Here is a 24,018-nt window from a genome sequence, read left to right as displayed (position 1 = left end):
GCCCATGCGTTACGTTCTGATACTGTTGCTCGCTGGCCTTGGCTATCTGTTGTTCTGGCCCATTCCGGTGGCGCCCGTGGCCTATCACCCGCCGGAAAACCCCGGATTTACCGGTGATTTCGCCGAGAACCGGGTACTGGACAAGGCTGAGTTCGTGCCGCTCCCCGAGGGAGAGATCGGGCCCGAGGATCTCGCGGTGATGCCGGACGGAACGGTCTACACGACCTCGCTGGCGGGTAATCTCTATCGCATCGACGGGGCGGTGCCGGAACTGGTCGACCGGCTGAGTGGGCGGCCGCTGGGGCTCAAGGCCGGACCCGATGGCGCGCTTTACATCGCCGACAGTTTCCGGGGCATCCTGCGCTGGAACGCGCCCGGCAAGGTCGAGACCGTGGTGGACCAGATCGACGGCGCCCCGGTGATCTATGCCAACCAGCTGGATCTGGGGCGGGACGGCACCATCTACTTCTCGAACTCCACCGACCGGTTCGATCCCCGAACCCTGGGCGGGACCAAGCCCACCTCGGTGATGACCGTCTGGGAACAGTCCGACACCGGCTATGTCGCCCGGCGCACGCCCGACGGCAGGGTCGAGAAGATCGCCACCGGCTTTGTCTATACCAACGGCGTCGCCCTTTCGCCGGAAGAGGATTTCCTGCTGATCAACGAGACCGGGCGGGCGCGGGTGCACCGGCTGTGGCTCAAGGGCGAGAAGGCGGGCCAGACCGAGGTATTCCTCGACAACCTGCCCGGCTATCCCGACAATCTCGAGGCGCAGGGCGACGGCACCTATTGGCTGGCCTTTGCCAGCCCCCGCGTGCCCGCCGAGGCGCTGATGCCTTACCCCTTCCTGCGCAAGGTGGTCTGGCGACTGGGCCCCAAGGTGCGCCCCGCGCCGATCCATCGCGGCATGCTGATCCAGTTCGACGGGCAGGGGCGCATCCTGCGTACGGTGCAGGACCCCGATGGCCGGTTGGGCATCACCACCGGCGGCAAGCAGGTGGGCGAGCGGTTCTACGTCATGACGCTCGACAGCCCCGGTTTTGCGCGCATGAAGGCCGCCGACCTGCCCTGATCTGCCCCCACGTCGGGCTGGCGCTTGAACACAAGAGCGGGCAGTCTGGCGCCAAACAGGAATGGAGGCACCGATGGCGCGCGTATCCGTCGAATACAAGGACCATATCGCATTTGTCACCCTGACCCGGGGGGACAAGATGAATGCGCTGGATCAGGCGATGTTTCAGGCGATCATCGCGGCGGGGCAAGAGGTTGCGGCCTCGGACGCGCGGGCGGTGGTGCTGTCGGGCGAGGGCAAGAGTTTCTGCGCCGGACTAGACGTGTCGAATTTCGCGGCCTTTGCCGGCAAGGATCCGGTCCAGATGCTGATGCCGCGCAGCCATCACGATGCAAATGACTTTCAGGAGGTGGCGCTGGTCTGGCGCAGGGTGCCAGTACCGGTGATCGCGGCGCTACATGGGGCGGTTTATGGCGGTGGGTTACAGATCGCGCTGGGCGCCGATATCCGGATTGCCGCACCGGATACGAAACTGTCCGTGCTGGAAATGAAATGGGGCCTGATCCCGGATATGGGCGGCATGGTTCTGTTGCCGCAACTGGTGCGCTCGGATGTGCTGCGTCTGCTGACCTATACCGCGCGGCCCATCGGGGCCGCCAAGGCCGCTGAATGGGGGCTGGTGACCGAACTTGCCGAGGATCCGCTGGCCGAGGCCACCGCGCTGGCGCAAGAGATCGCGGGCAAGAGCCCGTCGGCGATACGTTCCGCCAAGCGGTTGATCGAGCTTGCTGAATCGGAGCAGCGAACCGATATTCTGCTGGCGGAATCGCAGGAACAGGCGCAGCTGATCGGCAAGCCGGACCAGATGGAAGTGATCGCCGCCCAGATGCAGGGGCGCGCACCGGTCTTCAAGTAGCGGATACAGACTTTCGCGAAAGTCTGAAGGCAAATCCTCGGCGAGGATTTGTGGCAATTCCTTTCAGGAATTGACCTGCGTGTCAGTGTGATTTCCATTTCTAACAGCTGTAATTCGCTGGCTCGGTCTCACCATGTGCGAAGAGACGAGGTTATCCGCCAATCTTCGATCTCAATTTTCGACAATCTCTGCCAGAAAAGCCGAAAACTCAGACAGGAACATGTCCAGCGCCGGTGATCCGTCGATCAGTGCATGGTTGTTGCCGGGCAGGGTGACAAACCGCGCGCCAGGGATCATTGCCGCCATGCGGCGCCCCTCGGCCACCGGCACCCGGCGGTCGCCCTCGGAATGCAGCACCAGTGTTGGAGCCTTGACCTGTGGCGCATAGGCCGAGACATCGACGGAGGCGTTCATCGTATTGATCCGGGCCGCCACATCCGGCGCGCAAGAGACGCGCTGCAACTCGTCAAAGCTCGATTTCTGCGCCTTGGTGGAATCCGGCATCATGCTTTCGGTAAAGAGGTGCCGGTAAGCAGGGTTGGGCGACCCCCAACCCTCGCGGATCAGCACATTGGTCGCCTCGGACAGGGCCGATTGTTCGGGCGAATTGCGCATGAGTGCGCCCCGGAGATAGCCAGCGACCAGCACAAGGCCAGAAACCTTTCCTGGATTTTCAGCGGCATAACGTACAGAGAATGCGCAACCCTGCGAGATACCAAAGAGCACGAACCGGTTCAGGCCGGCCGCCTCGACGATGCTGCCGATGTCCGAGATCATCGCGTCGTCGGAAATCTCGACCGGGTCCCGATCGGAAAGCCCGTTGCCGCGTTGGTCGAAGCGGACAAGGTCGCATCTTTGCGACATCTGCTCCAGGAACGGACCCCAGACCGGGCTGCGCCATTCATAGTCGAGATGGTTGAGCCAGTTCGGTGCCTTCAAGACGCTCGGCCCTTTGCCGACGCGCGCCCAAGCCAGTTGGGTGCCATCCCCAGCAATGCAGAACGATACATGCTGGGCTTGTGAACGGGCGGTATCGGGGCTGTTGTCCCGGCTGCTGTCAGGTACCCATTGCCAGACCCGGATCGGGCGGGTGATGTTCTTGACCTTTTGCAGGCCCAGATCGGTGAAAGGCTCCGCTACCCGATCCTGCGCAATCTGGTGTACGATGTCCGAGATACAGATCCCGCCAGGTTCCGAAATCGCTTCCAGCCGCGCCGCGACATTCACTCCATCGCCGAAAATATCCCCGTCTTCCAAGAGGATATCGCCGATGTTGATGCCGATACGGTACTGGATGCGCTCCTTGTGCGGGGTGTCGGCCTCGCGCTGTTGCATGGCTTCCTGAATTTCCAACGCACAGCGAACGGCGGCCTGCGCCGTGTCGAACCGCGTCAGCATGCCGTCGCCGGTCGTCTTGACGATCTGGCCACCCGCCTGCGCGATGGCGGGGTCGATCAACTCGCGCCTATGGAGTTTCTGGCGCGCCAGAACGTCGGTTTCGTTGCGCTCCATCAGGCGCGAGTAGCCTGCCATGTCGGCGGCCAAAATGGCGCAAAGCCGGCGTTCCATGACCGGGTCCCCCGTTGCAGCCCCTTCACCCGTCCCTGCGATGATACATGGAAACGGTGACATTGCGCGCTGTTATTTGCGAAAGGCGCGGCGGGTCAGCTTTCGATTGCGTCAGGGACCACCCCCATCGGATGCGATACCGAAGGGGGTGGTTTTTTGAGTATTTTCAGCGAAGTGAAGGGGTTAGCCGAGTTCTGCCAAACGGGCCAACGCCTCGTCGATCCGGGCTTCTTCCTCTTCGCGGGCGGCGAGGTTTTCGCGGGTCTCTTCAACCACTTCGTCTGGCGCGGACTCCACGAACTTGGGATTGTTCAGACGTCCGCGCAACCCGCCCAACTCCTTGGCGAGCTTGGCCTTGGCCTTTTCCAGCCGGTCTTTCTCGGCGCTGATGTCGATGATCTCGGCAAGCGGCAGGCCAAAGGCCGCGCCGGGGGCCGCGATCGAGATGCAGCCCTTGGGCATGACATCCGCTTTGGTCAGGCTGTCGATCCGCGCCAGACGCTTGATCAGTGCCTCGTTCCGGTCCCAGGCGGCCTGTCCGTGATCGTCGATTTCTGTAACGATCATAGGCACATAGAGGCCAGCGGGCACGCGCATCTGGGCGCGGGCCGAGCGGGTGTTCTCGATCACCGAGATCACCCAGTTCACCTCGCGATCCGCGTCCGGATCAACCAGATCGGCGGCCTTGTAGGTGGGCCAATCGGCATGCACCAGCATCTTTGCCCGTTCGGCGGTCAGCCCCCAAAGCTCTTCGGTGATGAAGGGCATGATCGGGTGCAGCATGATCATGCACTGGTCCATCACCCAGGCCATGGTGGCGCGGGTTTCCTCTTGCGCGGCGGTGTCGTCGCCTTGCAAGAGCGGCTTTGAAAGCTCCACATACCAGTCGCAGACCTTGCCCCAGACAAAGGCGTACAAGGCGTTTGCGGCGTCGTTGAAGCGGTAGCTGTCGAGCGCCGCGTCCACCTCTTCGCGCACGCGGGCGGTTTCGCCGATGATCCAGCGGTTCACCGCGAATTGACCGTTTTGTACGTCTTCCAGGCGGGTGATTGACCGTTTTGTACCGTCATAGACGCCGTTCATCTCGGCAAAGCGGACCGCGTTCCACAGCTTGGTGGTGAAGTTGCGATAGCCGGTGATCCGCTCTTTCGACAGTTTCAGCACACCACCAATCGCCGCCATCGACGCGTTGGTGAACCGCAGCGCGTCGGCGCCGAATTCGTCGACGATCTCCAGCGGGTCGATGACGTTGCCGGTGGTCTTGGACATCTTCTTGCCCTTCTCGTCGCGGACGAGCTGGTGCAGGTAGACGGTGTGGAACGGCACCTCGTTCACGACCGCAAGCTGCATCATCATCATCCGGGCGACCCAGAAGAACAGGATGTCGAAGCCGGTGATCAGGACCGAGGTCGGAAAGTACCGGCGCATCTCGTCGGTATCCTCGGGCCAGCCCAGCGTGCCGATGGGCCAGAGGCCGGAGGAGAACCAGGTGTCGAGCACGTCGGGGTCGCGCCAGACCGGGTAGACAAGTTTGGTCGGGTCCTGCGATATCTCGTATTCGGCCAGGCCAGCCGCCAGCGCGTGCACGGCAGCGGAACGGTCTTCGACCTCGATCACGCGGGCATGGTTTAGCGGCGTGGGCAGCGGCGCCTCGGCATCGGCCACCTGCCGGATGACCGCCTCGAAATCCGGCGCGCAGAAATGATGTTCGTCTCCGAGCAGCAGTTTCTGTTCCGACAGCAGGCGGCCCATCTCGACAAGGTCGAGCGCTCCGTCGTTCTCATCGTCGGAAAAGCCGTTGGTCGACAGGTCGAATCCATACCAAACCGGAATCTGGTGCCCCCACCACAGCTGGCGCGAGATGCACCAGGGTTCGATGTTTTCCAGCCAGTGGTAATAGGTCTTCTCGCCCGACTCGGGGATGATCTTGACCGTGCCGTCGCGCACCGCGTCCAGCGCCGGGCCCACGACCTTTTCGGCGTCGACGAACCACTGGTCGGTCAGCATCGGCTCGATCACCACCTTGGAGCGGTCGCCAAAGGGCTGCATGATGGGCTTCGCCTCGACCAGCGGCACGATGGCATCTGCCCCCTCGGCGCCGGGTTTCAGCGCGGCGGTGCCCAGGCGCGGGTCCGATGCCACGGTCATCACGGCGAGACCCTCGCTGGTGATCTCTTCGACCACTTTCGCCCGCGCCTCGAACCGGTCGAGCCCGCGCAGGTGGTCGGGGACAAGGTTGATCACGTCGATCTCGTTCTCGGTGAACGCTCGCCCGCGCGCATAGTCCTGCGCCTTGCCCGCCTCTTCGGCATAGGGCGCGCCGTCGGCGCGCATCTGGCCGCGCGTATCCATCAGGCGGTAGAGCGGGATGCCGCCGCGCTTGGCCACCTGATAGTCGTTGAAATCATGCGCGCCGGTGATCTTGACCGCGCCCGAGCCGAAATTCTTGTCCGGGTACTCATCGATGATGATCGGGATCTGGCGGCGGTGCTCCTTGGGTCCCACCGGGATTTCGCAAAGCTTGCCCACGATGGGCGCATAGCGTTCGTCCGAAGGATGCACGGCCACGGCGCCATCGCCCAGCATGGTCTCGGGCCGGGTGGTGGCAATGGAGATAAAGTCGCGCTCTTCCTCAAGCACGATGTTGCCGTCTTCGTCCTTCTCGACATATGTATAGGTGGCGCCGTCCGCGAGCGGGTATTTGAAGTGCCACATATGGCCCGCGACCTCGATATTCTCGACCTCGAGGTCCGAGATCGCGGTCTCGAAATGCGGGTCCCAGTTGACCAGCCGCTTGCCGCGATAGATCAGGCCCTTGTTGTACATGTCGACAAAGACCTTGATCACCGCATCATGAAAATTCGGCGAATTTTCATGGCCGGTGCGCGGGTCGCCAGCGGCGCCCGCCATGGTGAAGGCATTGCGCGACCAGTCGCAGGAGGCGCCGAGGCGTTTGAGTTGATCGACAATGGTGCCGCCGTACTGGCCCTTCCATTCCCAAACCTTTTCCAGGAACTTCTCGCGCCCCAGTTCGCGGCGCGAGGGCTGCCCCGTCGCGGCCAGCATCTTTTCCACCTGCATCTGGGTGGCGATGCCCGCGTGGTCCTGGCCCGGCTGCCAGAGCGTGTCGAAGCCGCGCATCCGGTGCCAGCGGGTCAGGATGTCCTGAAGCGTGTTGTTGAAGGCATGACCCACATGCAGCGCGCCGGTGACGTTGGGCGGCGGGATCATGATGGTAAAGCTTTCGTCGCGCGAGCGGTTGGCGCCCGCCTTGAAGGCGCCGGCCTCTTCCCAGGCCTTGGTGATGCGGGCCTCGGCCTCGGCCGCGTCGAATGTCTTTTCCATCGCCATCATGGGGATCCCTTCGGTCAATCGAGGGATCAATTACCCAAAGGCGAGGCGAAGGAAAAGGCGGCTGGCCATGTTTTCTTGTTGCTTCGGGCCGGATCGCGGGTGGAGGGGGCGGAAATGAGTATTTTTGACCAGAAAGAAGCGGCAAGTCTTTGTTAACCAGAATCGCCGCAGGCTGGGGATGCGGTACAGGCTGGAGAGCCGATGACCGCACCAGGAAGAAGCCGCCCCTGTCCCACGGCAGGATTATCCCCTTGCGGACGGACGGCCGCCGGATCGGGGCGCTTCGTTTGCTGCTTATTTCTGGTCATAAATACTGAAACGGCGCACCCGTGGCTCTGGGCGCACCGCCGGGGGTCTATCCGGCTGTCTGATACAGCGGCACCGCGCTGCTGGCGCCCTGGGCAAGGGCCTTGGCCTGGTCGGCGCGGATGCGCTCGTAGAGCGCCAGCGCCTCGGGGGCGAAGAGGCGTGCGGGCGCGTCGACAGCGATGAAATTGCCCGAACTGTCCGTGCCGCGCGCGGGCATGGCATAGTCGCGCTCGGCCACCAACTGGCGCGCATTGGGGTTGAGATAGCGGATCGCCATGCCGATGCGGCGGTCGTCCGAGCGGTTGGGGCCGGAGCCATGGATGGTCAGCCCGTGGTGCAGCGACATCTGGCCCGGCGCGAGCTCGATATGGGTCTTGTCGGTCTCGGCCACGTCGACGGCGATCTCCTGCCCGCGCGACAGGAGGTTGTTTTCGGAATAGGTGTCGGTATGGGGCAGGATCGGGTTCCTGTGGCTGCCCGCCACGAAATCCATGCAGCCGCTTTCCACCGTCGCGGGCGACAGCGCCAGCCAGGCGGTCACCTGGTCGGGGGTTTCGCCCATGCCCCAATAGGTCAGGTCCTGGTGCATGCCGACCACATGGGTGGTGCGGGGTTCCTTGATGAAGAATTCGGCCGACCAGACCAGGAGGTCGGGGCCAAGCACGCCCTGGACCAGGTCGAGGATGCGCGGGTCGCGGGCGATGCGGGCGGCAAGCGGCATCACCACATGGGCGTTGACGCGCTTGTACATATTGAGCGGCAGCGGCAGGTCGGCGGCAAGCCAGTCGCGCTCGATCTGTTCCAGCTCGGCGCGCAGGGCGGCGGCCTCATCCTGGCGCATCACCTGCAACGGGTGCAGGAAGCCGTTCTGCCAGTATTGCGCGGTCTGCTCGGCAGAGAGTTGGCCGTTCGTGGTGGGAATGGGGCTGGGCATCGGGGTTTCCTTTGGTCGCGTTTCCGGCAGGGTAGCGGTGGTGCGGCGCGGTTCAGAACGGTAAGTCTTGCCGGTCAGGGTAAGTTCAGCTTAGCCTTGTGGTCATGGTATCGCGGATCCCCTCGCTCAACTGGTTGCGTGTCTTCGAGGCGGCGGCGCGGACGCAGAGCTTTGCCCGAGCGGGGGCGCAGCTCAACATGTCGGCGGCGGCGGTCAGCCAGCAGATCAAGGCATTGGAGGGGCATCTGGGCGTGGCGCTGTTCGAACGGCGTGCGCATTCGGTGGTGCTGACCGAGAGGGGGCGGGCCTATCTGCCCGGTGTGCAGCAGTCGCTCTTGATGCTCGAGACCACAACGGCTGGCCTGTTCGGCGGCGGCGGTGAGCAGATCGTATATGTCCGCTCGATCCTGCTGTTTGCCCAGGGCGTTCTGGCTCCGGCGCTGGGCGGGTTCATGGCGGCATATCCCGGTGTCGATCTGCGCTTGAGCACCGGCAATGACGTGGCCGATTTTCAGGGTTCGGTGGCGGATATGCAGATCGTGTTCGGCAATCCGGCACTGTTTGGCGGGCAGGCGGACGATCTGATGGGCGAGCGGCTGTATCCCGTGGCGCATCCCGATCTGGCGGCTGGGATCACCCGCCCGGAGGACCTGTTGCGGCATCGGTTGATCGATGTGTCGGCCCATCGGGCGGGCTGGTTGCGGCTCTTCGAGGCGCTGCGCCTGTCACCGGCGGCGGGGCAGTTTCTGTTTGTCGACAACACGGTGATGGCGGCGGCGCTGGCGGCCGAAGGGGTCGGGCTGGCGCTGGCGCGGGCGCCTGCCAGCGATACGCTGATGGCGCGGCATGGGCTGGTGCGCTGCTTGCCCGGGGTCGAGACGGCGGGGCTGGAGCGCTATCATCTGGTCTGTGAGGATCGCGCGCGGTTGCGCAAGCCCGCGCGCCTCTTCCGCTCCTGGCTGCTGGCTCACCTTGGGGTGGCGCCGGATCAGGCGCCCAGCCGGGTGCGGAAATAGGCCTCGACCCGTTTATAGGCCGGTTCGTGGAAATGCAGCGTCAGCAGAGAATGCCGGTTGCCGGGATATTCGACCGTGTCCAGCCCGTCGCCGAACACCTCCTCCATCCGGCGCATCAGGCGGGCGGGCGACATCCGGTCGCCGCGATAGCGCAGCGCCAGGCCCGGACCCTTGGCAGCCATGCCTGCGCTGGTCTCGGCAATGTCCGCTTCGCTCATATGCAGGGCACCGCCGCCCAGCAGCGGCAGCGCGGGCTGGCTGGCAACCCCGCCCAGCACCGCGTCATCGGCCATGAGTGTCAGGGCGAAACTGCCGGTCAGGCACATGCCGATCACGCCGATGCCCGGCCCCCCCTGCCGGTCGCGGATATGGCGGGCCAGCGCCCGCATCCAGCTGGCGACCGGGCTTTGCCGCCCTTTGAGGAAGATGTTGAACTCGCGCCGGACGCAGAACAGGCGCGCTATGTTGCGGGCCATGGTGATCTTGCCAAAGGTGCCGAAGAGATGCGGTAGGTAGACGGTAAAGCCCGCGCGCACCAGCCGGTCTGCCAGATCGAGCGTTTCGGGGCCGATGCCGGGCAGCTCTTGCAGGATCAGGATCGCGGGGCCGCTGCCCTTGACGTGAACCGGGTGCGTCACCTCCTGCCCGCCGTCGAGGGCGGCGGTGAAATCGAAACATGCATCGGGTTCCCAGCTGGTCATGCAGGCTTATACTCGAATTGGGCGCATTTTTCCACGATCAACACCCGCAACACAGTGTTGACAGGCGATTCCCGGAAAGCCGGGAAATGACCGGCGGTCACTGGACAATGGCCCGGGCGGGGCTAGTGTCGGAACGCAAGCCCCCGCGCAGGAGAGACCCATGGAAAAGTTCGGAAAAAGCCAACCCGTGACCCGGGTCGAGGACAGTCGGTTCCTGACCGGACAGGGCCGTTACATGGAGGATTTCGCGCCGGGTGGAGCGCTAGTGGCGATGTTCTTTCGCTCGCCCGTGGCGCATGGTGAGATCCTGGATCTGGATATCGATGCGGCGCGCACGGCGCCGGGCGTGCATCTGGTGCTGACGCTGGCCGATCTGGAGGCCGCCGGGATCACTGTGGGCATGACTGGGGCCGCGATGCCCAACCGCGATGGCAGCAAGGGAGCGTCGCCCGAGCGTCCGATGCTGGCGCGCGACCGGGTGCGATTTGTAGGCGAGCCGGTGGTGGCGGTGATCGCCGAGACCGCGGATCAGGCGCGCGACGCGATCGAGATGATGGGCATGGATATCCGCGACCTGGCGGTCAAGACCGATGTTGGTCCGGGCGGGCCGGTGCTGCACCCCGAGGCGCCCGAAAACCGCGCCTTTGACTGGGGGATGGGCGACGAGGCGGCGACCGAGGCCGCCTTTGCCGCGGCGGCGCAGGTGGTGTCGCTGCGCGTCGATGACAACCGGATCATCGCCAATTCGATGGAGCCGCGTGGCTGCTTTGCCGAGATGGTCGAGGGGCGGCTGCATTTTTCCTATGGCGGGCAGGGGGTATGGGGGCTGAAGGCGCAGCTTTCGGAGAAGCTGGGAATGGCGCCCGAGGATCTGCGGGTGACCACGCCGGATGTGGGCGGCGGCTTTGGCATGAAGGCGTTTCCCTACCCCGAGTATTTCTCGGTCGCGCATGCGGCACGGGTGCTGGGCCGCCCGGTGCGCTGGATGTCGGAACGGACCGAGGCGATGCTGACCGACAATCATGGCCGCGACCTGAGTTCGGTGGCGGAGCTGGCCTTTGACGCCGATCTGAAGATCACCGCCTACCGGGTGCGGACCCGCTGCAATCTGGGCGCCTATAACAGCCATTTCGGGCAGGCGATCCAGACGCAGCTGTTTTCCCGCGTGCTGACCGGGGTCTATGATATCCCCTCGGTCTGGTTGCAGGTCGAGGGCTATTACACCAACACGACCCAGGTCGACGCCTATCGCGGCGCGGGTCGGCCCGAGGCGATTTACGTGCTGGAGCGCGCGATGGACCGGGCGGCACGAGAGCTGGGTGTGTCGGGTGCCGAGTTGAGGCGGCGCAATTTCATCCGGCCCGAGGCGTTTCCCTACAAGACGCCCACGGGCGAGACCTATGACGTGGGTGCGTTCGACCGGCTGCTGACGCTGGCCGAGACGGGTACCGCCGGGTTCGCGGCGCGGCGGGCGGCGGATGCGGCGCGGGGCCTGCTGCGGGGGCAGGGCCTGTGTTACTATATCGAAAGTATTCTGGGCGATCCTTCGGAAGGGGCCCGAGTCGTGTTCAACGAGGATGGCACCGTGGACCTGCTGGTGGGCACGCAATCGAACGGACAGGGGCATGAGACGGTCTATGCCCAGTTCCTCTCGGACCAGACCGGCATTCCGGTGGAACGGATCCGGGTCGTGCAGGGCGACAGCGACCGGATCGCGCAGGGTGGCGGCACTGGCGGGTCGCGTTCGGTCACGGTGCAGACCCATGCGACACTGGCCACGGTTGACCGTATGGTCGCCGCATTCATGCCCTATCTGGCGGGCAAGATGGGGGTCGAGGAGAGCGACGTGACATTCGATAACGAGACCTTTCGCGCGCCGGGGTCGAACCTGACGCCGACCCTGCTGGAGGCCGCCGAGATGGCCCGGGCGGACGGACGTGCCGAGCTCTTGACCCATGAGGCGCGCGCCACGCTGCCCGCGCGCTCTTATCCCAACGGTGCTCATGTTGCCGAAATCGTGATCGACCCGGAAACCGGCGCTGCACATCTGGATCGGTATCAGGTGTGGGACGATTTCGGAAACCTTATCAACCCCTTGCTGGCCGAGGGGCAGGTGCATGGCGGGGTGGCGCAGGGGTTGGGCCAGGCGCTGATGGAGCATGTGGTGCATGACGATGAGGGGCAGCTGCTCACGGCAACGTTCATGGACTATGCCTTGCCGCGCGCGGCGGACGTTCCCATGATTGGATTTGCCTCGGTGCCGGTGCCGTCGACAGCCAACCCGATGGGGATGAAGGGCTGCGGCGAGGCGGGCACCGTGGGGTCGCTGGCCGCGATCGCCAACGCGGTGCAGGACGCGCTTTGGGACCGGGGGGTGCGGCAGGCGGACATGCCCTTTACGCCCCTCAGAGTGTGGGAACTGCTGAATGCTGAACCTGTCATGGCTGAATAGACGTCTGCTTGGCTGGCTGGGCCGACCGCTCAGCACCGAGCACTCGGGCGAGACCCTTGAACGGGGGCCGCAGACCCATGTCATTATCCTGGACGGCACCATGTCGACGCTGGAGCCGGGGAATGAGACCCATGCCGGGCGCCTGTTCCGGCTGATCTGCGAGATGGGGCCGCGCGCCTCGGTCTATTACGAGGCGGGGGTGCAGTGGACCAGCTGGAAGACCACGACCGACGTGATGGTCGGACGCGGGCTGAACCGGCAGATCCGGCGCGCCTATGGCTATCTCGCCTCGCGCTACCGGCCCGGTGACCGGGTGTTCCTGTTCGGCTATTCACGCGGCGCATTCGCGGTGCGGAGCCTGGCCGGTGTGATCGACCTCGTCGGGCTGCTGCGGGCGGAACATGCGACCGAGCGCAATATCCGGCAGGCTTACCGCCATTACGAATGCAACCCGAACGGCGGTCATGCGGCGGATTTCCGGCGGCTCTACTGCCATTCGGAGCTGCCGATCGAGATGGTGGGGGTCTGGGACACGGTCAAGGCGCTGGGCTTGCGGCTGCCGCTGTTGTGGCGGCTGACCGAGGAGCGGCATGCGTTCCACAGCCATCGGCTGGGCCGCAGTATCCGGCACGGGTACCAGGCACTGGCGCTGCACGAGACCCGACAGGTGTTCGAGCCGATCCTGTGGGAGTATGACCCCGGTTATGACGGCCATGTGGAACAGGTCTGGTTTCCCGGCTGCCACGGTGACGTTGGCGGGCAGCTGGGCGGGTTCGAGGCGGCACGACCGCTGTCGAACCTGTCGCTGGTCTGGATGCTGGAGCGCTCGGAGCGCCATCAGTTGCCTTTGCCACAGGACTGGCGCATGCGGTTTCCCACCAGTGTGGATGCGCCTTCGGTGGGGACCTGGCGCGGCTGGGGCAAGATATTCCTGTTCCGCTCGGCCCGCCGCGTCGGCCGCGACCGCAGCGAGCGCCTGCATGAGAGCGTGAGCGCAGATACGCAGCCCGGGGGGCTGCCCGCGTTGGATATGCCGACGCGCGATTTTCGGCTGGGACGGGCTGTTTCCAGATAGCGCGCCTTGCGGCGCAACACGATGTCTCGGCGCCGTTCCGTCGCCTCGGGCGGGCGCGTGTGGCGGGTGGACGGCTTTTCGGTTGCCGTTTTTCCGGTGGCGAGGGCGGGCGCCTCCGGCGGGAGTATTTTTCACCAGAAAGAAGCCCGAACGCGTGCTGCTTCTTTCTGATCTGAAATACTCCCGGGGGGGCCTAGCCGCGCGGGATGTTGAGCACGATGCAGGTGGTGGAGCCGGTGGCATAGAGGCGGCCGTCTTCGACACCCCTGATTTCGCCATGGGCGACCCCGGTGGAGCGGCCGACATGGTCGGCGATGCCTACGCAATCCACCTCGGTTCCGGTCGGGATCGAGCGGATGATGTTGATCTTGTATTCCAGCGTCGTATAGGCCGCGCCCTGGGGCACCATCGTCTGTACCGCGCAGGCCATGGCGCTGTCGAGAAGGGTGCCGTACCAGCCGCCATGCACGGCGCCGAGCGGGTTGCAGACAGCGAAGGTCGGCGTGCCGCGAAAGGTGACGCGGCCTTCGGCGACCGCGTGCAGGTGATAGCCCATGGTGCGCGCGATGGGCGGGGCGGGCAGGCGGCCGTCGAGGATGCCCTGCATGAAGTCGAGCCCGGAGATATTGGCCATGTCGGCCGGTCCCAGCAGCTCTTCGGGGCCTTTGGCGAAAGTCATGTGCGTTCCTCCGGGTCAGGTCGGAGGAACGCTAGCAGGGGCTGCGGGATGCTCAACCGTTACGCGACGTTCTGGAGCGCCACCTTGGGCGTGACGCCAAGGGCGTGGCAGACATCGCGGGTCAGTTCGGGGCGGTTCAGCGTGTAGAAATGCAGCTTGTCGACGCCGCCCTCGATCAGCTCGGAGCAGAGCTCGGTGCAGATGGCGGTGGCCAGCAGATCCTCGCGCCCGTCGCGGGTGGCCTTGTCAAAGGCGTCCTCGACCCAGGCCGGGATATGGGTACCGCAGCGGCGGGCGAAGTTGCGCGCGCCTTTCCAGTTCTCGATCGGCAGGATGCCGGGCGTGATCTGCTTGTCGATGCCGGCCTTGGCGCAGGCGTCGCGGAAGCGGAAGAAGGTTTCCGCCTCGAAGAAGAACTGGGTCAGCGCCTCATCCGCCCCTGCGTCCAATTTGGCCTTCAACCAGTCAATGTCGGCCTGGGCGCTGGCGGCTTCGGGGTGGATGTCCGGGTAGGCGCCGACCCTGATGGCGAATTTGCCGGTTTCGGCCAGGGCCTGGATCAACTCCACCGAATTGGCAAAACCGCCGGGATGCGGCGTAAAGCGGCCTGCGCCCTGGGGCGGGTCGCCACGCAGGGCGACGATGTCAGTGACACCGGCCTGGGCAAAACTGTCGGCAATGGCCAGGGTTTCCTCGCGGCTGGCCTGCACGCAGGTCAGGTGCGCGGCCACGTTGAGGCCCGAGGATTTGTGCAGCGTGGCAACCGCGTCGCGGGTCAGCTCGCGGGTGGTGCCGCCGGCGCCATAGGTCACCGAGACGAAACGGGGGGCCAGCGGCGCCAGCACCTGCACCGTATCCCAGAGCCGGAACGAGGCTTCGAGGTTTTTCGGCGGGAAGAATTCGAAGGAGATCTGGGGGGCGGTCATTTGGGCGGTCATCCTGCGCAAGGGGCGATGTTTCGCCTCTTGTCGCACCCGCAGCATTGTGAGACAACTTCATAATACTCAAGAACAACATGAGCGAAACTGTAGGATGCATATCGAATTCCGGCATTTGCGGACCATAAAGGCGATCCATGAATGTGGCGGGCTGGCCCGCGCCGCCGATCAGCTGAACATCACCCAGTCGGCGCTGAGCCATCAGATCAAGGGGTTGGAGGATCAGGCGGGGGTGGAGTTGTTCGTGCGGCGGTCGAAGCCGATGAAACTGTCGGCGGCGGGGATGCGGCTGCTCAGGCTGGCCGAGCAGATCCTGCCGCAGGTGGAGGCGATGCAGGCCGAGTTCTCGTCCTTGCGCGACGGGCGGTCGGGGCGGATGCATATCGCCATCGAATGTCACGCCTGTTTCGAATGGCTGTTCCCGGTGCTGGAGGCGTTTCGCAAGAGCTGGCCGGATGTGGATGTGGATATCCGGCCCGGTCTGGCGTTTGATGCGCTGCCCGCGCTGCAAAAGGAAGAGGTCGATCTGGTGGTCTCCTCGGATCCCGAGGAGATACCCGGCGTCGAGTTCGTGGAACTCTTCGATTACAACGCGGTGTTTGTCGCCGCCTCGACCCATCCATTGGCCGAGAAACCGTGGATCGAGGCCGAGGATTTCCGGGGCGAGACCTTGATCACCTATCCGGTGGAACGGTCGCGGCTGGATGTGTTCAGCCAGTTGCTGATCCCGGCCAAGGTGGAACCGGCGCAGGTGCGCCAGGCCGAGCTGACGGCGGTGATTCTGCTGTTGGTGGCGTCGAACCGGGGGGTCTCGGTGCTGCCCGATTGGGTGGTGCGCGAGGTGAAGTACAGTTCCGATTATGTGACGCGGCCCTTGACCGAGACGGGGATCACCCGGCGGCTTTACGCGGCGGTGCGCCGCGAGGATCTGGAGAAACCGTTTGTACGGGAGCTGGTGGGATTGGCCCGGACCGAGGCGCGCAAGCTGCAAAGCCAGTAGGGCGGGGTGAACCCGGTGGCGCCCCTGCCGGAGGGGCCGAGGTGGCGCTGCCCCCGTCGCGCCTTGCGCGACTCCCCCGGAGGTATTTTCGACCAGAAAGAAGCAGGGTCAGATGCCCTGGTACATGTAGCTGTCTCGGTTGGCCTTGGCGCGTTCATAGCGGTCGGGCGAGGCCCCGGCGGGAATACCGTCGCCAGTGGGCAGGCAGCCGGCCAGCAGGGTCAGGGCGAGGAGGGTGGCGGTGCAGCGGGCAAGGCGGCGCATGGCGGAGTCCTTTGATCGCGCGGGATATCGCATGAGGAACAGCTAGGCGTCCTGCGCGCGGTTTCAACTACTGGTTGGTTGCAGCCAGGTAGCCGATACCGGCGGCGACCAGCAGCCCGAGCACCACGGCGATGGTGATCTTGATCGCGGACCAGGGGCGTTCGCCCTGCACCCGGCCGGTGCGGCCGTTGACCACAAAGCGGTAGGTGGTGCCGCGGTATTTATAGGCAGCGAGCCAGACGGGCAGCAGGATATGCTTGAAGGTCACGTCCGACACCGTGGTGTCGATGGCATGGATGCGCTGCTGGTCGCCGCCGATGTCGAAGCGCACGTCGCGTTCGATGACGCGGGCCATATGCGCGCGCGCCTCTCCATGCGCCTCGGCCAGCTCGACGGTATAACCTTCGGCCCGGAACCCGGCCAGATATTCGGGCCGGTAGGGTTCGAGCGCGGCCAGGTCCCAGGGTTCCAGCGCGTCGGTGTGCGATTTCGGCAGCGAGCGCGAGGCGAGCACCAGCACATCGTCGAAGAACCGGGCAACGTGGCCCGATTTCGGCGACCAGCGGATCTTTGGCACCTGTTCGGTCACGGTCTTGCCGTCGCGCACCACGGTGCGGGTCTCGTAGTAGACGGTGCCGCGCTCGCCCCGATAGCTGGATTTGGTATCGGCGTCGAAGGTCCAGTAGGGCACATAGATGCCCTGCATCCGGCGCCCCTTGCGGGCGTATTCCTTCAACCCGTTCGGCGCGAACCAGAGCCGACCCAGCCAGTCGGTCATGGCCTTGTGGGCGCTGCGTTCATCCAGCGAGAAGGGCAACACGCCGCGGGGCTTGATATGTCGGTGAATGCCGGTGTCGGTCACCACCGGGGTGGCGCAGAACGGGCATTCGGCGGCGTGGGTGTCGGGGTCGAATTCCACTTGGGCTGCGCAGTTGGGGCAGGAGAGGACGCGGGTCTCCTCGATCTCGGCCTCGGGCAGGGTCTGGGCCATGGCGGCGTCGAAATCCAGCTCACGCAGGTTGGCACCCTTCCACGGGTCGGCGCGCATCGGTTCGGTATGGCCGCAATGGTCGCAGACCAGCGTGCCCGCGCCCGGGTTGAACCGGTAGTCGGCGCCGCATTGGGCGCAGGGAAAGCGGTGCTCCTGCACCGGGGCCGGGGCGGCACCGGGCGGGGGCGGGGGGGTATCGGTCATGCCTCAGCCTTGTGGTCGGGTGATCCGGGTCAAACTGCCATCCTTTTTGACATATTGGTGCCAGATCGCAACCAGCGCATGTGCCAGCGCCACCAGCATCAGCGCGCCGCCCACCGTCTCGTGCAACTCGCCCACGGTTTCGGAATGGGCGTTCCAGGCCACCGCGCCCAGGGCGGGGGTGAGCACCATCAGCAGATAGAGCAGCCGGTGGCCCCAGAGGGCGGCCTGCTCCATCAGCGGGGTTGCGCCGGGCAGCGGGCCGGGGGCGCCCTGCACGCGGCGCACCACGATGCGGATCAGCACGAGGACAAAGACCGCGATGCCCAGCCAGACATGCGGCGTGTTGCCCTCGAACCCGGTGGCACCGGTCTCAATCCGGGTCTTCAGCGCCCGGCCCATGTTCTCATGCGTGAGCCATGCGGCAGCGATCAGGATCGCGATGAGCCAATGCAAGGCAATCTGGAGGCGGGAATAGGCTGCGCGAGGCGACATGTCGGAGGCTCCTTGGACAAGCTATGCCTGGCTTAAACGACGCTGGTCCCTGTTTCCGTCGGCGCGGTTCAGATGCCGGGGGGCGGTGGGGGCGGCGGCAAGATGGTGAAGAGCTGCGCCAGTTCGCGCACGTCCTCGGCCCGTTTCCAGCCGTCCTGCCCGGCGGTCCAGACATAGGTGTCGCGGGTCAGGGTCCCCTCGGTAGCCATGCGGCCCATCTTGGCCTTGGAGAAGGGGCCAGAGGTCTGCCCGTCGACCGCGATATGCCAGACATGTTCGACGGGCGGCGGCGGCGGGGCCGCCGGAGCGGCGGCGGCGGGGGCGGCGCCCCAGGGGCCGGGTTGCGCCATCTGCTGGGCCATCGCCATGCCCATCCCGGCACCCAGACCGGCGGCCATGCCGCCGCCGGCGGGGTTGGCGGCAGCGGCGGTCATCGCCTCGGCCGCCGAATACTGGGTGAACTTGCCCAGATCGCCCGCCAGACCCATCGAGGTACGTTTGTCCAGCGCCGCCTCGACCGCAGGCGGCAGGCTGATGTTCTCGATATAGAATTCGGGCATTTCCAGCCCGTAATCGGCCAGCGGCTTGGACACTTGCGCCGCGATGAGCTTGCCCAGGTCCTGGGTGTTGGCGGCCATGTCCAGCACCGGGATGCCGGACCCGGCGATCACGCGGGAAAACTCCTGCACGATTATGTTGCGGATCTGAAAGCTGATCTCGTCCATGGTGAATTCGCCGTCGGTGCCGACGATTTCGGTCATGAACCGCGCCGGATCGGTGACCCGGATGGAATAGGTGCCAAAGGCGCGGATGCGGGTCGGCCCGAATTCCGGGTCGCGCAGCATGATCGGGTTCTTGGTGCCCCATTTGAGGTCGTTGAACCGGGTGGTGTTGACGAAATAGATCTCGGACTTGAACGGCGATCTGAAGCCGTGGTCCCAGTGCTGCAAGGTCGTCATGATCGGCATGTTGTTGGTCTCGAGCATGTAGAGACCGGGGGTGAACACGTCCGCGATCTGGCCCTCGTGGACGAAGACCGCCGCCTGCCCCTCGCGTACCGTCAGCTTTGCCCCGTACTTGATCTCGTGACCCTCGCGCTCGAACCGCCAGACCATCGTGTCGCGGGTGTCATCGGTCCAGTGGATGACGTCGATGAATTGGCCGGACAGAAAATCGAAAATACCCATGTGTCTTGGTCCTTTTCCTTACGCTGACGTCACAGCGACAAGCCCATCTTTTCCCGCGCGATGATGCGGATCAACGGGCGGGCTTCCTCGGCGCTCATGCCCTGACTGAGCCGTTTGTCATAGAGCATGGCAAGCAGTATCTCGTCCTGGCTGGTGAGCAGGGCGAATTCGTCGTCGTCGTTGAAGATCGAGGGCCGCGCGGCGGGGCTGTCGTTGGACAGGCCCAACCCTTGGGCGATTTCCTCATGAACGCAGCTGAGCCGCACCAGATCGGGATGTTCGGCCCGGATCAGCGCCACGGCGCGCATATAGGTATAGGGCGCGTCGGCGGAGGTGGCGGCAAAGACGAAACAGTAGAAATCGCGCGGCAAGTTGACGAAGAGGTCAAGCTGCTGCTCGCTGATGCCCGGCACCAGGCGGCGCAGCCGGTCCTGCACAAAGGGCCCGTCATCCAGCCCGGCGACAAAGACGTGGAAATTGGCGTTGCGCTCGGCGGTCGAGACCGGGTGGCCGGTCAGGCGGCCCAGCCGTGCGGCGTAGGACTGGATATTGGCGCGGTCTTTGTCGCGGCGGTCGAGTGGCACGGTTGGCCCGAATTCGACACCGATGCGCACCGGCGCGGTCCAACGGCTGAGCCTTCCGCTGGAACGGCCGCCGGTGGGCACCGGGGCATTGCCGGAATATTCGTTGAAAAACGCGATGTCGACGAAATTCCGCTCCAGATCCTCGGCGTCATAGGGCGTGTCGGGGCCGCCGCCATCGGTGCGCAGGAGCCCGCGCGTGAGCAGGTCGTTCTGCACCGCGCTGTAGTAACGCGCGAGATCCTGGCTGGCGGCCGAGGCGGGTACGACCTCGGACCCGACGGGGGCCAGCCCGGCCGGCCGCGCCGGTGGCACAGGCGAGGTGCGCGGCGGCATGTCGCACGCCGCCAGCGCCCCAAGCGCCAGCAGCACGACCAATCTGCGTATCGGAAGGAAGTGCAGCAAGGGATCAGCCCGGCACGGCGGTGCCAGCAGTGTCGCCGGTGCCATCGGCACGGGCGCGGGCGGCGGCCAGCGTGTCGCGCAATTCGGCCTCCATCTTCTTGAGCTCTTCCTCGGCGGCGGCGCGCTTGGCTTTGCCTTCGTCGGCGATTTGAAGGCTTTCCTGAATGGTGCCGATCAGGTCGGCATTGGCCTTTTTCACGGCTTCGATGTCGAACACGCCGCGCTCCATCTCCTTGCGGATCAGCTTGTTGCTTTCGCGCAGGTTGGCGGCATTGGCGGTCAGCAGCTCGTTGGTCAGGTCGTTGGCGTCGCGCACCGCGGCGGCGGCCTCGGCGCTGCGCTGGATGGTGACGGCCTGCGCCAGCTGGGTTTCCCAGAGCGGCACGGTGTTGACCAGGGTCGAGTTGATCTTGGTCACCAGCGACTTGTCGTTTTCCTGCACCAGCCGGATCGAGGGCAGCGACTGCATCGTCACCTGGCGGGTCAGTTTCAGGTCATGCACCCGGCGTTCCAGATCGTCGCGGGCGGCGCGCAGGTCGCGCAGTTCCTGCGCCTTCATCACCTGTTCGCCTTCGGGCGCGGCGTCGACGGCGGCGGCCCGTTCGGGGATGTCGTGGTTGTCCAGCTCGTCCAGCTTTTCCTCGCCCGCCGCGATGTAAAGTGCCAGCTCGTCGTAGAAGCGCAGCGTCTTTTCATAGAGCAGGTCGAGCGACTTGATATCCTTCAACAGTGTGTGTTCGTGCCGCAAGAGGTTGTCGGTGATCTTGTCGATCTGGCCCTGCACCTCTTCATAGCGGGCAGTGAACTTGGCAAAGGGGGCGGCGCGGCCGATCAGTTTTTCCCACCAGCTGCGTTCGCGGCGCACGTCCAGTTCGCTGACGGAAAAACCGCGAATGGTGGTGACGATGTTGCGCAGGCTGTCGCCAGCGGGGCCCACGTCCTTGTTGCGGACATCGGCCAGCATGGCCTGGCTGATCTCCTGCAATTCGGCCTGCGCGCCCGAGCCGAAGCGGACGATGGAATTGGTGTCGCCCATGTCGATCTCGCCCATCCGCTTGCGGATCTCGGCGCCGACGGGCGCGTCGGCCTCGGCCAGGGGCACGATCTCGGTGGTGGGTTCGGGCAGGGTGACGGCGGTGACTTCCTCGACCAGGCTGACGGCTTCGGCGGCTTTCTTCTGGATGCTGTCGGACATCGGTGGGTTCCTTTGGGTTCGGGGCCGGTCAGTCCAGCCGGACGCCTTCGCGCTGCAATCTTTCGCGCAGGACGTCGATTTCGATGGTCAGGTCGCTGCGGTCGTCCAGCAGCATCTTGCGGGTGCGGGCGGCGAAATTCTGCTCCAGATCGTCGAGCAGCGCGAGATAATCGAGCATGCTTTTCTGGTCGCGGGTGCGAGGGTAGATGTCGGCAAACTTGACGGTCGCGTCGCGCGCCCCCTGAAGGTAGACGGTCAGATACTTGCGGGCGCCGGTCAGGTCGCGCGGGTCCTCTTCGACGGTGCGGAACAGTTCGCGCGCGGTGGTCTGGAAACGTTCGACGCGGGCCTCGATCTGGCGGTTACCAGCGCGGCGGATGGCGTCGGACATATCGGCAAGCAGGGTTTCCGCCTCGCCTACCACGCGGGCGACTCGGTCCTGCTGGAAGGTGTCGATCCCCTCCATCCCCTTGTCGCGCATCGGGTCGGGGCCAAAGGCCACCAGATGCAGCGCGCCTGCGGCCAGGCCAAAGAGACCGGCGGCCAGAACCGAGGCGTCGCCGTCGATCAAGCCGGATTTGTAGACGGCGCCCCCGGTTCCCAGCGCGGTCAGCAGCGTTGCCGCCAGTTTGCGCGGGAAGGCGGGGCGGCGTGCCACGCGGCGGGCGTGATAGGCGGCCTCGGCCCTCAGCCCCTCGCGCAAGAGCAGGGCGGCGCCGGTCCAGAAACCGGCGGCGATCAGGCCAAGCGTCAGACCGATGGCGCCATCGTTCAGCGAGGTGAAGACCAGCGGAATGGCGGGCACGAACATCGCGTTTGCCCGCGCGCCTGCGGGGTCCACGCGGGCCCCTTCGAACTGGCCGCGTTTGGGTGGCGCTGCCTTGGCGCCGTCTGCCTGGGCGCGGTCCGTCTCGGGGCTGTATTTGCCGCCATAGCGCTGGGCCATCGGGTCAGAGCCCCCCCAACCAGCCGGTGGCCACACCGAAGAGCAGCACCAGAAGCGCGGTATAGGCCAGTTTCTGTATGCTGTTTTGCGACAATGCCGTTCCCCTGAAGAATACCTCCTCGGGAATCTAGGCGATGCGGCGCGGCCTTGCTAGGGGGAAGGTTGGGGCAATCGGCTCAGGACCGCGGTTTGCCGCCGGTGGGGCGGGTGCCGGGCCGGGTGCCCGGTTTTGCGCCTTTGGCCGGACGCGGCCCCTTGGGGGCGGTGGGTTTGCCAGCGGTCGCGGGCCGGGACGGGGCCGGTTTGGTGCCCGGTTTTCCGAACGCTTTACTGTCCGGTTTGCCGACCGGTTTGGTCCCCGGTTTACCGACCGGTTTGGTCCCCGGGTTGCCAACTGCTTTGGACCCGGGCTTGCCAACCGGTTTGGACCCCGGTTTGCGGGCCTCGTTCCGCGCGGCGGCGGCCTTGGCTGCGCCCGGCGCGGGCCTGCGCTTGCGTTCGGGGCGGGCCGGGCGTTCGTCGGTCGGCTTGTCCTCGGCATCCAGTCCTAGCTGGTCGCGCAGCACGCGGCGGCGCACCTCCTCGACCTTGCCGGGTTCGAGATTGCCCAGCTGGAACGGGCCATAGGACACCCGGATCAGCCGGTTCACCACCAGCCCGATATCCTCCATCGCGCGGCGGATCTCGCGGTTCTTGCCCTCGCGCAGGCCGACGGTCAGCCAGGCATTGGCGCCCTGCTGGCGGTCGAGTGTCACGATCATCGGCTGGAACCGCTCGCCTTCGATCACCAGGCCCTGGCGCAGCGGCGCAAAATCCTCATCCTTGGGCGTGCCCTTGATCCGCACCCGGTACTTGCGCAGCCAGCCGGTCGAGGGCAGTTCGAGCTGCCGCTTGATGGCGCCGTCATTGGTCAGCAGCAACAGCCCCTCGGAATTGAGGTCGAGGCGGCCCACGCTCATCACCCTCGGCATCTCTTCGGGCAGGTCGTCGAAAATGGTCTTGCGCCCCTTTTCGTCGCGCGCTGTTGTCACCAGGCCGCTGGGCTTGTGATAGAGCCACAGCCGCGCCGGTTCGGCGGCGGCCAGCGGCGCGCCATCGACCGTCACGCGGTCGCGTTCGGTCACGTTCAGCGCCGGGCTATCGATCACCTTGCCGTTGACCGCGACGCGGCCGGCCTCGATCATGCGTTCGGCCTCGCGGCGCGAGGCGACGCCCGCGCGCGACAGGATCTTGGCGATGCGCTCGCCGGGGGGAGGGGTGTTGCTCATGCCCGCGCAATAGACCATTTGCCGCGCTTGCGGAAGATGGATGATCGGGGCAGGGTCGGGCATGGTTTTCAGATCGCATATGGATCAGGCGCTGGCGGAGGCGCGCGCGGCGGGCGCGCGCGGCGAGGTGCCGGTGGGCGCGGTGATCGTGGCCCCCGACGGGCGCGTGGTGGCCGCCGCCGGCAACCGCACGCGCGAGACCTGCGATCCGACGGCGCATGCCGAGATCGTGGCCCTGCGCACGGCCTGTGCCGCCGCCGGGTCCGAGCGGCTGGTGGGGCATGACCTCTATGTGACGCTGGAGCCTTGCGCCATGTGCGCGGCGGCGCTGGCTGCGGCGCGCATCCGGCGGGTGTATTATGGCGCGGCCGATCCGAAATCGGGCGGGGTGGCGCATGGGGCGCGGGTGTTTTCGCACCCGCAGGCCCATCACGCGCCCGAGGTTTATGACGGTATCGGCGGCGAGGCGGCGGCGGAGCTGCTGCGCGGGTTCTTTGCGGAACGGCGGGACAAGGAAGAGGGTTGAG

The 24,018-nt window shown here is 65.6% G+C and carries 21 protein-coding genes; 7 read left to right on the top strand and 14 right to left on the bottom strand.

Annotation, left to right across the window (positions count from 1 at the left end; translation table 11 throughout):
- Window positions 1–4: 4 nt before the first annotated feature.
- Both OE747_RS07645 and OE747_RS07640 read left to right on the top strand, forming a co-directional pair.
- Window positions 5–1,075, top strand: a complete 1,071-nt coding sequence (locus OE747_RS07645) for an SMP-30/gluconolactonase/LRE family protein (protein ID WP_263828007.1) — start codon at window positions 5–7, stop codon at window positions 1,073–1,075.
- Window positions 1,076–1,148: 73 nt separating this feature from the next.
- On the top strand, window positions 1,149–1,931 hold the full coding sequence (locus OE747_RS07640) for a crotonase/enoyl-CoA hydratase family protein (protein ID WP_263828006.1): 783 nt from the start codon (window positions 1,149–1,151) through the stop codon (window positions 1,929–1,931).
- 171 nt (window positions 1,932–2,102) lie between these two features.
- On the opposite strand, the gene OE747_RS07635 is transcribed toward OE747_RS07640, so the two are convergent.
- From OE747_RS07635 to OE747_RS07625, 3 genes are all read right to left on the bottom strand, one after another.
- Window positions 2,103–3,500, bottom strand: a complete 1,398-nt coding sequence (locus OE747_RS07635; RefSeq protein WP_263828005.1) for an alpha/beta fold hydrolase — start codon at window positions 3,498–3,500, stop codon at window positions 2,103–2,105.
- A gap of 183 nt (window positions 3,501–3,683) precedes the next feature.
- Window positions 3,684–6,851, bottom strand: coding sequence for a valine--tRNA ligase (locus tag OE747_RS07630; protein WP_263828253.1), 3,168 nt, complete (start codon window positions 6,849–6,851; stop codon window positions 3,684–3,686).
- Between the two features lie 358 nt (window positions 6,852–7,209).
- Window positions 7,210–8,097 (bottom strand): phytanoyl-CoA dioxygenase family protein, encoded by an 888-nt coding sequence (locus tag OE747_RS07625; RefSeq protein ID WP_263828004.1) that lies wholly within the window; start codon window positions 8,095–8,097, stop codon window positions 7,210–7,212.
- Window positions 8,098–8,201: 104 nt separating this feature from the next.
- On the opposite strand from OE747_RS07625, the gene OE747_RS07620 reads away from it, so the two are divergent.
- Window positions 8,202–9,113, top strand: coding sequence for a LysR substrate-binding domain-containing protein (locus OE747_RS07620; RefSeq protein ID WP_263828003.1), 912 nt, complete (start codon window positions 8,202–8,204; stop codon window positions 9,111–9,113).
- Here OE747_RS07620 and OE747_RS07615 read toward each other — a convergent pair.
- The gene (locus OE747_RS07615; RefSeq protein ID WP_263828002.1) at window positions 9,086–9,814 is read right to left on the bottom strand and encodes a dienelactone hydrolase family protein; all 729 of its coding nucleotides are present in this window, start codon (window positions 9,812–9,814) and stop codon (window positions 9,086–9,088) included. The genes OE747_RS07620 and OE747_RS07615 overlap by 28 nt on opposite strands.
- 160 nt (window positions 9,815–9,974) lie before the next feature.
- Between OE747_RS07615 and OE747_RS07610 the strand changes: the two genes are divergently transcribed.
- Together OE747_RS07610 and OE747_RS07605 are read left to right on the top strand one after the other, a co-directional pair.
- On the top strand, window positions 9,975–12,266 hold the full coding sequence (locus tag OE747_RS07610; RefSeq protein ID WP_263828001.1) for a xanthine dehydrogenase family protein molybdopterin-binding subunit: 2,292 nt from the start codon (window positions 9,975–9,977) through the stop codon (window positions 12,264–12,266).
- Window positions 12,241–13,341: a DUF2235 domain-containing protein gene (locus tag OE747_RS07605; protein ID WP_404818301.1), complete on the top strand. Its 1,101-nt coding sequence runs from the start codon at window positions 12,241–12,243 to the stop codon at window positions 13,339–13,341. Before OE747_RS07610 ends, OE747_RS07605 begins: the two co-directional genes overlap by 26 nt.
- 193 nt (window positions 13,342–13,534) lie before the next feature.
- Here OE747_RS07605 and OE747_RS07600 read toward each other — a convergent pair whose 3' ends face one another.
- Together OE747_RS07600 and metF are read right to left on the bottom strand one after the other, a co-directional pair.
- Window positions 13,535–14,020, bottom strand: coding sequence for a PaaI family thioesterase (locus tag OE747_RS07600; RefSeq protein ID WP_263828000.1), 486 nt, complete (start codon window positions 14,018–14,020; stop codon window positions 13,535–13,537).
- Window positions 14,021–14,079: 59 nt separating this feature from the next.
- Window positions 14,080–14,946 (bottom strand): methylenetetrahydrofolate reductase [NAD(P)H], encoded by an 867-nt coding sequence (metF, locus tag OE747_RS07595; protein ID WP_263827999.1) that lies wholly within the window; start codon window positions 14,944–14,946, stop codon window positions 14,080–14,082.
- 106 nt (window positions 14,947–15,052) lie between these two features.
- Here metF and OE747_RS07590 point away from each other — a divergent pair, with 106 nt between their 5' ends.
- Window positions 15,053–15,958: a LysR family transcriptional regulator gene (locus OE747_RS07590; protein ID WP_263827998.1), complete on the top strand. Its 906-nt coding sequence runs from the start codon at window positions 15,053–15,055 to the stop codon at window positions 15,956–15,958.
- A gap of 108 nt (window positions 15,959–16,066) precedes the next feature.
- On the opposite strand, the gene OE747_RS07585 is transcribed toward OE747_RS07590, so the two are convergent.
- The 8 genes from OE747_RS07585 to OE747_RS07550 form a co-directional block, all read right to left on the bottom strand.
- Complete coding sequence (locus OE747_RS07585; RefSeq protein ID WP_263388375.1) at window positions 16,067–16,222, bottom strand: hypothetical protein; 156 nt, start codon at window positions 16,220–16,222, stop codon at window positions 16,067–16,069.
- Between the two features lie 67 nt (window positions 16,223–16,289).
- Window positions 16,290–17,417 carry a TFIIB-type zinc finger domain-containing protein gene (locus OE747_RS07580; protein ID WP_263827997.1) on the bottom strand — a complete coding sequence of 376 codons (1,128 nt, stop codon included), beginning with the start codon at window positions 17,415–17,417 and terminating at the stop codon, window positions 16,290–16,292.
- 3 nt (window positions 17,418–17,420) lie between these two features.
- Window positions 17,421–17,909, bottom strand: a complete 489-nt coding sequence (locus OE747_RS07575) for a cytochrome b (RefSeq protein WP_263827996.1) — start codon at window positions 17,907–17,909, stop codon at window positions 17,421–17,423.
- A 68-nt stretch (window positions 17,910–17,977) separates the two neighbouring features.
- Window positions 17,978–19,096, bottom strand: coding sequence for an SPFH domain-containing protein (locus tag OE747_RS07570; protein WP_263827995.1), 1,119 nt, complete (start codon window positions 19,094–19,096; stop codon window positions 17,978–17,980).
- A gap of 29 nt (window positions 19,097–19,125) precedes the next feature.
- Window positions 19,126–20,013 carry a DUF2927 domain-containing protein gene (locus tag OE747_RS07565; protein ID WP_263828251.1) on the bottom strand — a complete coding sequence of 296 codons (888 nt, stop codon included), beginning with the start codon at window positions 20,011–20,013 and terminating at the stop codon, window positions 19,126–19,128.
- A gap of 73 nt (window positions 20,014–20,086) precedes the next feature.
- A complete protein-coding gene (locus OE747_RS07560) occupies window positions 20,087–21,277 on the bottom strand; it encodes a toxic anion resistance protein (protein WP_263827994.1) in 1,191 nt (396 codons plus the stop codon).
- Between the two features lie 28 nt (window positions 21,278–21,305).
- Window positions 21,306–22,223 (bottom strand): 5-bromo-4-chloroindolyl phosphate hydrolysis family protein, encoded by a 918-nt coding sequence (locus OE747_RS07555; protein WP_263827993.1) that lies wholly within the window; start codon window positions 22,221–22,223, stop codon window positions 21,306–21,308.
- Window positions 22,224–22,399: 176 nt separating this feature from the next.
- Window positions 22,400–23,491 (bottom strand): pseudouridine synthase, encoded by a 1,092-nt coding sequence (locus tag OE747_RS07550; protein WP_263828250.1) that lies wholly within the window; start codon window positions 23,489–23,491, stop codon window positions 22,400–22,402.
- Between the two features lie 61 nt (window positions 23,492–23,552).
- Between OE747_RS07550 and OE747_RS07545 the strand changes: the two genes are divergently transcribed.
- Window positions 23,553–24,017 carry a nucleoside deaminase gene (locus OE747_RS07545; RefSeq protein ID WP_263827992.1) on the top strand — a complete coding sequence of 155 codons (465 nt, stop codon included), beginning with the start codon at window positions 23,553–23,555 and terminating at the stop codon, window positions 24,015–24,017.
- The last annotated feature ends 1 nt before the right edge of the window (window position 24,018 follow it).

The sequence above is a fragment of the Ruegeria aquimaris genome, assembly GCF_025751555.1.
GTDB lineage: Bacteria > Pseudomonadota > Alphaproteobacteria > Rhodobacterales > Rhodobacteraceae > Ruegeria_B > Ruegeria_B aquimaris.
The sequence above is the reverse complement of the archived record's forward strand: the minus strand, read 5'-3'. Positions and strand labels throughout refer to the sequence as shown.